Raw genomic sequence first — 12,420 nt, 5'->3', positions numbered from 1 at the left:
GTACGTTGCGGGGCGGGTACAGGGGTGTGTCCCCCAGCTTGCACCAGCTCTCCATCAACGTCCATAGTCGGGTAAAGTCTCCGTCGGTACCGTCCCACAGTTCCATTCGCTCCTGAGTGAGACAGTAGAGCGGCAGGCCGGGGCGGTGGGGTTTCACCAGTTCAATATCCACCCCTACCGGATGCTCAGACAGGGCACACAGGGCATATCCGCCGCTGTGGGACAGGGACAGCCAGCGGCCCTCCCCGGGGATGAGGGGTTTACCCCTGGAGCTTGTCTCCAGCTGGGGCAGTTCCCCCCAGCCGTATCTTTGGGCGGCCAGGCGCAGCAGGGGGCGGCTGAGTGTTCGCCCGTTCTCTCCCCGAACCCCGTAAATCTTGGTGGGCATATTCGCCCCCCTTTCTCTTCATAAAATCAGCCTGCGAACCACACCGATTCGCAGGCTGTGTCTGATTTTTATACTATCTGGGGTTGGGGCACTTGTCAAGAGATGACCCGCACCCGGATGATGCCGTCAATGCCTCGGATGTCGTCAATGACGCTCTCCTCCACAGGGGACCCCACATCCACCAGGGTGTAGGCATAGTCACCCCGGGACTTGTTGGTCATGTTCTCCACGTTCACCCCGTCGCCGGAGAGCTGGGCGGTGATGTTGGCCAGCATGGCGGGGATGTTCCGGTGGATGATGCACAGCCGCTGTACGCCGGAGCGCTCCATCTCCACATTGGGGAAGTTCACAGAGTTCTTGATGTTGCCGTTTTCCAGGAAGTCCCGCAGCTGCTGGGCCGCCATCACGGCACAGTTGTCCTCACTCTCAGGGGTAGAGGCACCCAAGTGGGGAATGGGCACCACATTGGGGGCCAGGGTAATGGTATTGTTGGGGAAGTCGGTGACATACTTGGCCACCTTGCCTTGCTCCAGGGCGGCAATCATGGCCTGGTCGTCCACCAGCTCACCCCGGGCCAGGTTGACAATGCGCACCCCGTCCTTCATCTGGGCGATGGTGTCGGCATTGATGGAGCCTTGGGTGTCGGTCGTGCAGGGCACATGCAGGGTGATGTAATCGCTGACCCGGTACAGCTCGGAGACATCCTTGACTACATGCACATGGCGGTCCAGGCGCAGAGCAGTGTCCACGGACAGGAAGGGGTCGTAGCCATACACTTCCAGCCCTAACGACAGGGCCACATTGGCCACCAGAGCGCCAATGGCACCCAGGCCAACCACGCCCAGGGTCTTCCGGTACAGCTCAGGGCCTACAAAGGCGGACTTGCCCTTCTCCACCGCCGCTGCCACGTCGGTTTCCGGGGCTGCGGCCTGGGCCTTCACCCATTCCACACCCCCCACCAGATCCCGGGAGGCCATGAGCAAGGCGGCAATCACCAGCTCCTTCACCCCGTTGGCGTTGGCCCCAGGGGTGTTGAACACCACAATGCCCTTCTGGGCACAGGCGTCCACAGGGATGTTGTTGGTGCCTGCCCCTGCCCGGGCAATGCCCCACAGGGTGTCGGGGAAGGGATAGTCGTGGAGCTTGGCGGAACGGACCAGAATGCCCTCCTCCCCCTCCACGTTGTCCCCCACCTGGTAGTCGGCGGGGAACTCACCCAGCCCAACCTGGGCAATTTTATTCAAAGTTTTAATACGAAACATGATGGTTTCCCCCTGTCTCAGCCGTTGACCTGGTCAAAGGCCCGGATGAAGTCCGCCAGCTTCTCCACCCCTTCGGTGGGCATGGCGTTGTAGATGGAGGCCCGCATGCCTCCCACGTTGCGGTGGCCCTTCAGGTTGACAAAGCCCGCTGCGGTGGCTTCCGCCACAAATTTGGCATCCAAATCGGCATGCGGGGTGCGGAAGGTGACGTTCATATCCGAACGACTCCCCTTCTGAGCCGCACAGGTGAACAGCTTGGAGTTATCCAGCACGTCGTAGAGCAGCTGGGCTTTGGCGTGCTTGATTTTCTCCATGCCCTCTACACCGCCACGCTCCTCCAGCCACTCCAGCACCAGCCCCAGCATGTAGATGCACCAGCAGGGGGGCGTGTTGTACATGGAATCCTTGTCGATCATGGTCTTGTAGTTCATGATGAGGGGGGTATAGGGCAGCTCGTGCCCCGCCAGATCCTCCCGGACAATGGCAATGGTCAGGCCAGCGGGGGCCAGATTCTTCTGCGCACCGCCGTAGATGATGCCGTACTTGGACACATCCACCACCCGGCTGAAGAAGTCAGAGGACATGTCGCACACCAGGGGCACATCCCCGGTGTCGGGCACATACTGCCACTCGGTGCCGTAGATGGTGTTGTTGGCGCAGTAGTGGAAGTAGCTGGCCTCAGGGTCCAGCTTCAGCTGATCCTGGGTGGGGATATAGGTGTGGTTTTGATCCTCGCTGGAGGCGGCCAAGTTGATTTGGCCGTACTTTTTGGCCTCTTTGTAGGCGATGTTGGAGAAGTTTCCGGTGACAGCGTAGTCCGCCTTCCCCGTCTTGCCAATGAGGTTCAGGGGCACCATGGAGAACTGGCCCGAGGCTCCCCCCTGCAAAAACAGCACCTTATAGTTGTCAGGCACATGGAACAGCCGAATGAACCGCTCCTTGGTGTCCTGAAAAATCTTGTCAAAAACCTTAGATCGGTGGCTCATCTCCATCACTGACATGCCAGAGCCCTGATAGTTGGTGATCTCTGACCCGGCTCGGGTGAGGACTTCCAGCGGGAGCATGGAAGGGCCTGCGGAAAAGTTGTATACACGTTGATTGCCCATGAGCAGTTTCTCCTCTCTGAGATTTTTCACACTATTCTGCTATCACTTTAGTGTGTTATATGATATTATAGTTCTCTGGAGGACATCTGTCAACGGTAGAGCATACACTTTCTTTATTTCGGCAAAGTTCCCGGGATATACACCGTTTTCCTCTCCAGTTTTGTCCAAAGTAGCCATGGTTTTGGGTAGCATCCCAGTGTATGCCGGGAGGGCAGAGAGATTGCATAAAAAAGCCGCTCCCAGTTCTCACTGGGAGCGGCTGATGAGAGCGCACAAAACGCCTCGCAGAGTTTTCCCGCCCGCAGGCGGGAAAATAAATTGCAATCCCGTATTTTCTGATGACATGTGCATCAGAAAATACACTTCTCAGCCCGCAAGCGTGCGAGCCTGCGAGTGCGACGCAGCGGGCTGCAACTCTTCGTAGAAAACGCTTGCGTTTTCGAGAGTCTTTTAGCCCGGCGGCCAGGTCATATCCCGGCCACCCAGGACGTGGAAGTGCAGGTGAGGCACACTCTGCCCCGCCTGCTCGCCGCAGTTGGACACCACACGGTAGCTGTCCAGGCCCAGGTCACGGGCCACTTTGGCGATCACCGCCATCATGTGGCCCACCAGAGCGGCGTTATCCTGGTTGACCTCCGCCACGGAGGCGATGTGCTGGCGGGGAATCACCAGGAAGTGGGTGGGTGCCTGGGGGTCGATGTCGTAGAAGGCCACACACACCTCGTCCTCATACACCCGCTTGGAGGGAATTTCCCCTGCTGCGATCTTACAAAACAGGCAATCAGACATGGTATCAACTCCTTTTTACTTGGTTCCTCACGGCTGAGGTAGGGAAGGGGCTTGCCCCTCCCCTACGCTGTTTTTCTTTTCTTACAGGCCCAGCTTCATGGACACCACATTATCCACCATGGCCAGAGCATTATCCACCATCAACGGATCCTTGCCGCCGCCCATGGCGGAGTCAGGCTTGCCGCCGCCGGAGCCGCCGGCAATGGCGGACACCTGCTTGATGATGTCTCCGGCCTTGATGCCCAGACCCACGGACTCCTTACCACAGGCGGCCACGAAGGTGATCTTGCCGCCGGTCACAGAGGCCAGAACCGCCACCACATTGGGGGCCTTGTCCTTGATGGCATCCCCCATCTGGCGCAGACGGTTGCCGTCAGCGTCGGGCACAGTGGCAGTGATGACCTTCAGAGGGCCAACATCGTGGGCACCGAAGAGGATGCGGTCGGCCTCACCGGCAGCCTCCTTGCTCTTATAGGTCTCAATGGCCTGACGGGCAGCCTTCAGGTCTGCCACCTGCTGCTCCAGCTTGGAAGTGAGGTCAGCGGGGTTGGTCTTGAGGATCTGAGCAGCCTGGAAAATGAGCTGCTGGTTGTGGTTCATGGCCTCCAGGGTCAGCTTACCCACGGTGGCCTCGATGCGGCGCACGCCGCTGGCCACGGAGCCTTCGGACTTGATGCGGAAGGTGCCCACCTTGGCAGTGTTGTCCAGATGGGTGCCGCCGCAGAACTCCATGGAGAAGTCGCCCATCTCCACCACACGCACCACGTCGCCGTACTTCTCGCCGAACATGGCCACAGCGCCCTTGCGCTTGGCCTCTTCAATGGGCAGTACCTCGGTGACCACGGGGTAGCCATTCAAAATGGCGTCGTTGATCATCATGTCGATCTCAGCCAGCTCCTGGGCGGTGATGCCCTCGAAGTGGGTGAAGTCAAAGCGGATGCGGTCGGGCTCCACCAGAGAGCCAGCCTGGTGCACATGGTCGCCCAGCACCTTTTTCAGGGCAGCATCCAGCAGGTGGGTGGCGGAGTGGGCACGGCGGATGGCCTGACGGCGCTCCACATCAATGGCTGCCGTGACGGTGTCCCCCACCTTGAGGGTGCCTCCAGCCAGCTTGCCGTAGTGCATATACTTGCCGCCCTTGTTCTTCTGCACGTCGTGGACGGTAAACACCGCATCCCCCAGGGTAATGGTGCCGTGGTCGGCCACCTGACCGCCCATCTCAGCGTAGAAGGGGGTGCGATCCAGCACCACGATACCCTCCACGCCGGGCATCATCTCCTCAGCCTGGACGTTCTCCACCACCATGGCCAACACCTTGGCGTCGTCGATGGCATCGTGGTCATAGCCCACAAACTGGGTCTCGGCCAGCTCCTTGCCGAACTCAATGCCGGCCCAGCCCAGATCGCCCAGGGCCTCCCGGGCCTTGCGGGCACGCACCTTCTGCTCCTCCATGAAGGCACGGAATCCGGCCTCATCCACGGTCAGACCCTCGTCCTGGGCCATTTCGCAGGTCAGGTCGATGGGGAAGCCATAGGTGTCATAGAGCTTGAAGGCATCCTCGCCGGAGAACACAGTCTCACCCTTGGCCTTGTGCTGGGAGAGCATGTCGGCGAAGATCTTCAGACCGCTGTCGATGGTCTTGGCGAAGTTCTCCTCCTCTACCCGGATGACCTTGGTGATATAGCTCTGCTTCTCCACCAGGTCGGGGTAGGCACAGGCGTTGACCTCGATGACGGTGTCACACACCTGGTACAGGAAGGGATCGTTGACCCCCAGCAGCTTGCCGTGGCGGGCAGCCCGGCGCAGCAGACGGCGCAGCACATAGCCCCGGCCCTCGTTGGAGGGGAGCACGCCGTCACAGATCATCATGGTGGCGGAGCGGATGTGGTCGGTGATGATGCGCAAAGACACGTCACGGCTCTCGCTCTGGCCGTACCGGGCGCCAGTGATCTCAGAGACCTTGTTGGTGATGTTCATCACGGTGTCCGTGTCAAACAGGGAGTTGACATTCTGGCACACGCAGGCCAGGCGCTCCAGGCCCATGCCGGTGTCGATGTTCTTCTGGCTCAGCTCGGTGTAGTTGCCCTCACCGTCGTTGTTGAACTGGGAGAAGACGTTGTTCCACACCTCCATATAGCGGTCGCAGTCGCAGCCCACAGTGCAGCCTTCCTTGCCGCAGCCGTACTCCTCGCCACGGTCGTAGTACACCTCAGAGCAGGGGCCGCAGGGACCGGAGCCGTGCTCCCAGAAGTTATCGGCCTTGCCGAAGCGGAAGATGCGCTCAGCGGGGATGCCGATCTCCTTGTTCCAGATCTCGAAGGCCTCGTCGTCATCCTGGTAGATGGAGGGGTACAGGCGGTTGGGATCCAGCCCCACCCATTCAGGGCTGGTCAAAAACTCCCAGCACCAGGTGATGGCTTCCCGCTTGAAGTAGTCGCCAAAGGAGAAGTTGCCCAGCATCTCAAAATAAGTGCCGTGGCGGGCGGTCTTACCGATGTTCTCAATGTCACCGGTGCGGATGCACTTCTGGCAGGTGGTGACACGGCGGCGGGGCGGCTCCTGCTCCCCGGTGAACCAGGGCTTCATGGGCGCCATGCCGCTGTTGATGAGCAGCAGAGACGCATCGTTCTGGGGAATCAGGGAAAAGCTGGGCAGGCGCAGGTGTCCCTTGCTCTCAAAGAAGGACAGGAACATCTCACGCAGCTCGTTGACCCCGAAGGGCTTGGGGTTGCTCATGGGAATATACCTCCAAATCAAAAATTACATAAAAAAAGACCCTGCCAAACCACAGGGGCAAAGCAGACGCTTCACGGTACCACCCTGTTTATCCTCGGCAAGGACATCTCCAGTCATCCGGTAACGGGGATGGGCCGTCCTACTCCTCGCAGGAGACAAACAGAGTGGCGCAGAGTCCCGCATTGCCGGGGGCTTTCACCCTCCCCCCTCGCTTTGGGCCGCCGGTGGCTCTTTGGCTCTGCCATTGTCTTTAGCTGTTTTATTTTATCACATTTTATGGAGATGTCAAGGCAAGCCCCTGGAAAAACAGTGTCTGCGGTCACAGCCGAAAAAAAACGGATGCAGTGTTGAAACTGCATCCGTTTTCTCGGCTATTTTGTTATTCCTGGGGCTGATGGGGCTGCTCCGGTTGAGGCTGCTCCGGCTCCTGGGTGTCCGGCTCCTCCTCAGAGGGGGCGGGAGGCATGGGCACCGGCTCGCTGACCATGTGGATGGCCCGGGCGGGAGGCTCAATGTTGCTGTCCGGGGTGACCTCCGCCAGGGCGGGGTCTCGGCCCTCGATGATGGCCACCATCTCAGCCCCCGTGATGGTCTCCTTCTCCAGCAGATAGGCGGCGATCTTGTCCAGCAGCTCCCGGTTGTCCCGGAGGATCTGGATGGCCTCGCTGTGGCAGCGGTCAATGATGGCCCGCACCTCGTTGTCGATGCCGGCGGCAGTGTCCTGGGCACAGGTCAAGCCCATCTGGCCGTCCAGGTACTGGTTGTGCACCGTGGCCAGGCCCATCATGCCGTACTTCTCGCTCATACCGAACATGCTCACCATCTTGCGGGCAATGTCGGTGGCTCGCTCGATGTCGTTGGCAGCGCCGGAAGAACGGGAGCCGAACACCACTTCCTCTGCGGAACGACCGGCCAGCAGCGTGCGGATCTCCGCCAGCAGGTCCTCCTCGGTCATGAGGAACTTCTCCTCCTCAGGCAGGTGGAGGGTGTAGCCCAGAGCACCCTGAGTATGGGGCACAATGGTGATCTTGGACACCGGCATGGCATTGTTCTTCTGGTTGTGCGCCACCAGGGCGTGACCCACCTCGTGGTAGGCGATCATGCGCTTTTCCTGCTCGGTGAGCACAGTACCCTTCTTCTCGCTGCCTGCAATGACAAACTCGAAGGAGGTGAGCAGATCCTGCTGGTTCACCGCCTTGCGGCCCTGGCGCACCGCCCGCAGGGCGGCCTCGTTGACCAGGTTGGCCAGGTCGGCACCCACACACCCGGCAGTGGCCTGGGCGATCTTGTCCAGATTCACGTCCTCGGCCAGGCGGATCTTACGGGTGTGCACCTGGAGGGTGGCCAGACGTCCGGCCAGGTTGGGTCGGTCGATGGTGATGCGCCGGTCGAAACGGCCGGGACGCAGCAGGGCTTTGTCCAGCACCTCGGGGCGGTTGGTGGCGCCCAGGACGATGACGCCCTTGCCGGGGTCAAAGCCATCCAGCTCCGCCAGCAGCTGGTTCAAGGTCTGCTCCCGCTCGTCATTGCCGCCCATGCGGTTGTCACGGGACTTACCAATGGTGTCGATCTCGTCGATGAAGATGATACAGGGGGCCATTTTGCTGGCCTCTTTGAACAGGTCACGGACACGGGAGGCGCCCACGCCCACGAACATCTCCACAAAGTCGGAGCCGGAGATGGAGAAGAAGGGCACATTGGCCTCACCGGCTACGGCCTTGGCCAGCAGGGTCTTACCAGTACCGGGCGGGCCTACCAGCAGGGCGCCCTTGGGCAGCTTTGCGCCGATCTCAGTGTAGCGCTGAGGGTGGTGGAGAAAGTCGATGATCTCCTCCAGGCTCTCCTTGGCCTCGTCCTGGCCCGCCACGTCCCGGAAGGTGACCCCGGTGGATTTCTCCACGTACACCTTGGCGTTGGCCTTGCCCACGCCGCCCAGGCCGCCCAGACCGCCGCCCCCCATCTTCTTGAACATATAGCGGTAGAGAAACACCATGGCCACCACCAAAATCAAGGTGGGCAGCACATAGCTGAGCACGCCGTAGAGCATGGTCTGCTCACTGCTGATCATCTCCGATTCCACCACTTCGGCGTGCTGGGTCAGCAGAGACATGATCTCCGGGTCCTCCACCGGAGGCATGGCTGTCTGGAACTTCAGGGTGTTTTTCTTGCTGCTGCCGATCTCGTTGAGCAGCAGGTTGCCCACGCTCAACCCGGTGGAAGAGCTGGATTTACTCTTATTTTGGTATTCTGCCAAGGGTGGAGCGTCATCTTTCAGGGTAAAATAGTACCCGTAGTTGTCCATTTCCACCTTGTCCACATAGTCGCTGGTCACCCACTCCCGGAAGGTGGAGTAGGGCACGGTGATGGTGCTGGCCGAGCGCAGGGTCACCACGCAGCTGTTGAGCAGTACCACCAGCAGGATGGCCCACACCACGATGCCAATAAAGCCCAGGGACGGTCGTTTTCTGTTATCATTTTGATTGTTGGGTCCGTTGGGTCCCGCCATAGAGTTGTCCTCCTTAAATCATACAAGCCGGGCCTTACTTCCCGGCAGTGTGCGCTGAAAGCTATTTTATCTCACGGTTTGCCTGGAGTATACCACACTTGAAAGGTAAAAACAAGAAATGTTCTTGCCCTGGGTGTAAACTTTCTATGACCTCACCGGGATTTCTCTGTTAGATTCTCCGATTTTACTCTTTTTCATCCGATGAAACCGTGATATAATACTATGTCAAACACACACAGCCTAACATTTTATTACATTATTACAATAGATATAAAGGAGCACTTACCATGCGCCAACAACAAAGAGAACGCAACAGCCAGGCCGATGGCATCATCGAGGGCCGCAACGCAGTCATTGAGGCCCTGCGAGCCGGGACTGCCATTGATAAGATCTATATCGCCAAGGGTGAGACCGACGCCACCCTGGGGCACATCGCCTCCACCGCCCGGGGGAAGGGCATTGTGGTGGTAGAGGCCGATCGGCGCAAGCTGGACGCCATGAGTGCCACCCACTCCCACCAGGGTGTCATTGCCGTGGCGGCGGTGCGGGAGTACGCCAGCGTGGCCGACATCCTCCAGGCCGCCCGGGACAAGGGGGAGGCACCTCTGGTGGTGGTGTGCGACGAGCTCAGTGACCCCCACAACCTGGGTGCCGTCATCCGCACCGCTGAGGCCGCCGGGGCCCACGGAGTCATCATCCCCAAGCGCCGCTCCGCTGGCCTGACCGCCATTGTGGGCAAAACCTCCGCCGGAGCGGTGAGCTACCTGCCGGTGGCCCGGGTGGCCAACCTCACCGCCCTGCTCAAAGATCTGAAGGAAGAGGGCCTGTGGGTGTATGGCACCGCCGCCGACGGCACCACCTCCCTGTATCAGGCCGATTTCAAAGGCCCCGCCGCCATCGTCATTGGCAGCGAAGGGGACGGCATGAGCCGTCTGGTGCGGGAACAGTGCGACTTTTTGGTGTCCATCCCCATGCGAGGCAAGGTCAACTCCCTCAACGCCTCTGCGGCAGCCGCCGTGGTGCTGTATGAGGCCGTACGTCAGCGCAGCTGACCCCCAGCAAAGGAGCGCCCCATGTCTGAACGCTACAATCCCCAACAGCCCAACTACTCGTTGGATGATATTCTGGCTGAATTTGGCTCCGGCACGTCCGGTACCCTTTCCTCCCAGGAGGAGCCGGAACTGGAGCTGGAACAAGAGCAGGAGCAAGCCCCTGCTGTCACCCCCATCCCCCAGGATCCTGAGAAGCTGGCGGCCATCCAGCAGCTGAAGCAGCGCCTGGAAGTGCGCCCCCACTCCAAGGATGAAGAGCCTGAGGGTGAGACAGTCTCTCAGGAGGAGACCCAGGCAGAAGCCCAGGAGCCTGCACCCCAGCCCCAGCCCGCCCAGGAAGAGGCCAAGGCCAAGGTGGTTCCCTTTCCCGAGAAGAAAAAACAGCCCCAGCCGCAGCAGCCCCCCACGCCTGGGCCGGAGCCTGTGGATTTTTCCTATTCCAAGCAGGAGTCCTCCCCCCAGGGCCAGACCCGGGGAGAGCAGGAGCCGCCTCCCATGCCCGTCATCCAGCCAGCCACCTTGCTGCGCAGCCTGGCTGCCCGGCTGTCCACCCTGCGGCGACGGGCTGACCACTTTGCCGACCATATGTACGACCAGGCGGAGCCGGACCAGGAGACGGTGAAGGTGGAGACCTACCTGCCCGGCGTGGACCAGGAGGCGCCCACTCCGCCGCCCAAAAAGAAAAAACCTCCCGTGCCCAAGCCCGCCCGGGTGCGTCCGCCCAAGCCCCTGCCTCCGGACACCCCCGCCGCCGAGCTGGCAGCCCGGTATCAAAAGGGGCTGAAGGCCCGTCAAAAACGGGTGACCTTTTCCCTCTTCCTCAGCATACTGGCCATTGTCATCTCCCTGCCCCTGCCTGTGTCCATCTCCCTGTCCGGCATCAGCCTGCCCCAGCTCAAGGCGTGGGTGTTGTCCAGCCTGCTGGCCATGGTGGGTATTTTGTGCATGGAGGTGTTGGTGGTGGGTATCACCCGCCTGTGCAAGCTCCATCCCCGGGCAGAGACACTGCTGGCCCTGGCCTGGGCCTTCTCCCTGGCCGACGGCCTCACCTTCGGTGTTTGGCCCCAGCGGGGGAATGCCCTGCCCTGTTGTGCCGTCACCGCCCTGGGTCTGACCCTGGCCATGTGGGGCCGCTGCCTGCGCCAGCAGGGAGACCGGCTGTCTGCCAAGGCCGCAAGCCAGTCCAGCGCCCCCTATGTGGTGTCCATGGACGAGGACAAGTGGAACCACCGCCCCGCCTACTGCAAGTGGGCCGGGCTGGGCAAGGGCTTCGGCTCCCAGCTGCAACGGGAGGATGGCGCCCAGTTGACCTATACCGTGGCCGCTCCCCTGCTCATGGTGGCCTGCGTGGCCCTCTCCCTGGTGTCCTCCGTGGGTCAAAATGCCCCTGAGCGGTTTATCTGGGCCGCTGCCGCCACCTTTACCGCCGCCGCCTCCTACTCTGCTCTGCTGGCCTATGCCCTGCCCTACAAGAAGCTGGCCGCCCGGCTTTACAAGGTGGGAGCCGCCATTGCCGGGTGGACGGGCATCCATCACTGCCGCCACGGCGGTATCGTCATCACCGACGGAGATCTGTTCCCCCCAGGGTGCATCCAGGTCCCCCACTTTGAGCTTTACGGGAACATCACCAAGGAAAAGGCGGTGTCCTATGCCGCTACCCTGATGAAGGTGGCCAACTGTGACCTGACCCAACCCTTCTACAAGCTGCTGCAATCCACCGGAGCTTTGTATCGGGAGGCCACCGGAGTGCGCTTCCATGAAGGGGGCATCACCGGCATCATCCACAACCACGACATCATTGTGGGTACTTCCGACTTCATGCACCTGGTGGACATCCCTCTGCCCCGGAGTCTGAAGGTCAAGCACGCCATTTTCTGCGCTGTGGATGGACAGCTGGCCGCCATGTTCCCGGTGACCTACTCCATGCCCTCCACGGTGCGTCCCAGCCTGTCCACCCTCATCGGCCTCAAAGTGACCCCCATCCTGGCCACCCGAGACCCCAACCTCATCCCCGCTTTGCTGGAGCGAAAGTTCAAGCTGCCTGTGGACAAGATGGAGTTCCCCTCCACCGACCGCCGCCGTGAGCTCTCCTCCACCGTGCAAAGCCACTCCAATGAACCTGTGGCGGTGCTCTCCCGGGAGGGTGTGGGCGTGTTTTGCGAGACGGTGGTTGGTTGCCGCCGTCTGCGCTGGGCTACCTACCTGAGCCTGGGCTTTGCCCTGGCAGGTGCAGTTCTGGGCATCCTGCTCACCTGGTTTATCACCTATACCGGCTCCTACGAGGCCCTGAGCCCGGTGAACTTCCTGGTTTTCATGCTGGCCTGGCTGGTGCCCGAGCTGCTCATCGCCGGGTGGGTCAACCAGTACTGAGAAAACACATTTCTTCCTTCCCACTGTCCCAGAGCAGCCACAAAAAGACCTATTCCCATAAAAAAGATGGATGTGTCGCAAAACCAATGTTTTGCGACACATCTTTTCAGACTGTCGAAAAACTTCCAAAACATCCCCGCATCTGGTAAAATGGTATCAGATGTGGGGGTGTGCTTTATGGAGCAATGGAGAAAAGATTCACGAAAAGAGG

At 60.5% G+C, this 12,420-nt stretch carries 8 protein-coding genes; 2 read left to right on the top strand and 6 right to left on the bottom strand.

Features of this window, described 5'->3' with window-relative positions; genetic code table 11:
* The 6 genes from H9X86_RS10795 to ftsH form a co-directional block, all read right to left on the bottom strand.
* A partial coding sequence (locus tag H9X86_RS10795) for a 4'-phosphopantetheinyl transferase family protein (RefSeq protein ID WP_430736101.1) occupies positions 1–388 on the bottom strand: 388 nt, incomplete at its 3' end.
* Between the two features lie 95 nt (positions 389–483).
* Positions 484–1,650 (bottom strand): phosphoglycerate dehydrogenase, encoded by a 1,167-nt coding sequence (locus H9X86_RS10790; protein WP_204901530.1) that lies wholly within the window; start codon positions 1,648–1,650, stop codon positions 484–486.
* A 17-nt stretch (positions 1,651–1,667) separates the two neighbouring features.
* Positions 1,668–2,756 (bottom strand): 3-phosphoserine/phosphohydroxythreonine transaminase, encoded by a 1,089-nt coding sequence (serC, locus tag H9X86_RS10785; RefSeq protein ID WP_204901529.1) that lies wholly within the window; start codon positions 2,754–2,756, stop codon positions 1,668–1,670.
* Between the two features lie 450 nt (positions 2,757–3,206).
* The gene (locus tag H9X86_RS10780; RefSeq protein WP_204901528.1) at positions 3,207–3,545 is read right to left on the bottom strand and encodes a histidine triad nucleotide-binding protein; all 339 of its coding nucleotides are present in this window, start codon (positions 3,543–3,545) and stop codon (positions 3,207–3,209) included.
* Between the two features lie 81 nt (positions 3,546–3,626).
* Positions 3,627–6,281, bottom strand: coding sequence for an alanine--tRNA ligase (gene alaS, locus H9X86_RS10775; protein ID WP_204901527.1), 2,655 nt, complete (start codon positions 6,279–6,281; stop codon positions 3,627–3,629).
* A 379-nt stretch (positions 6,282–6,660) separates the two neighbouring features.
* On the bottom strand, positions 6,661–8,787 hold the full coding sequence (gene ftsH / locus H9X86_RS10770; RefSeq protein WP_204901526.1) for an ATP-dependent zinc metalloprotease FtsH: 2,127 nt from the start codon (positions 8,785–8,787) through the stop codon (positions 6,661–6,663).
* A 287-nt stretch (positions 8,788–9,074) separates the two neighbouring features.
* Between ftsH and rlmB the strand changes: the two genes are divergently transcribed.
* Together rlmB and H9X86_RS10760 are read left to right on the top strand one after the other, a co-directional pair.
* The gene (gene rlmB, locus H9X86_RS10765; RefSeq protein WP_204901525.1) at positions 9,075–9,839 is read left to right on the top strand and encodes a 23S rRNA (guanosine(2251)-2'-O)-methyltransferase RlmB; all 765 of its coding nucleotides are present in this window, start codon (positions 9,075–9,077) and stop codon (positions 9,837–9,839) included.
* Positions 9,840–9,860: 21 nt separating this feature from the next.
* Positions 9,861–12,209 carry a hypothetical protein gene (locus tag H9X86_RS10760; RefSeq protein WP_204901524.1) on the top strand — a complete coding sequence of 783 codons (2,349 nt, stop codon included), beginning with the start codon at positions 9,861–9,863 and terminating at the stop codon, positions 12,207–12,209.
* Positions 12,210–12,420: the final 211 nt, after the last annotated feature.

This window comes from Pseudoflavonifractor capillosus, from assembly GCF_016902575.1.
Classification (GTDB): domain Bacteria; phylum Bacillota; class Clostridia; order Oscillospirales; family Oscillospiraceae; genus Enterenecus; species Enterenecus capillosus_A.
This window is presented reverse-complemented; position numbering and strand designations above follow the sequence as displayed.

Bases quoted from the DNA above. Each gene is read 5' to 3' on its own strand.
- H9X86_RS10790 (WP_204901530.1), bottom strand. From the start codon at position 1,650: ATGTTTCGTATTAAAACTTTGAATAAAATTGCCCAGGTTGGGCTGGGT.
- serC (WP_204901529.1), bottom strand. From the start codon at position 2,756: ATGGGCAATCAACGTGTATACAACTTTTCCGCAGGCCCTTCCATGCTC.
- H9X86_RS10780 (WP_204901528.1), bottom strand. From the start codon at position 3,545: ATGTCTGATTGCCTGTTTTGTAAGATCGCAGCAGGGGAAATTCCCTCC.
- alaS (WP_204901527.1), bottom strand. From the start codon at position 6,281: ATGAGCAACCCCAAGCCCTTCGGGGTCAACGAGCTGCGTGAGATGTTC.
- ftsH (WP_204901526.1), bottom strand. From the start codon at position 8,787: ATGGCGGGACCCAACGGACCCAACAATCAAAATGATAACAGAAAACGA.
- rlmB (WP_204901525.1), top strand. From the start codon at position 9,075: ATGCGCCAACAACAAAGAGAACGCAACAGCCAGGCCGATGGCATCATC.
- H9X86_RS10760 (WP_204901524.1), top strand. From the start codon at position 9,861: ATGTCTGAACGCTACAATCCCCAACAGCCCAACTACTCGTTGGATGAT.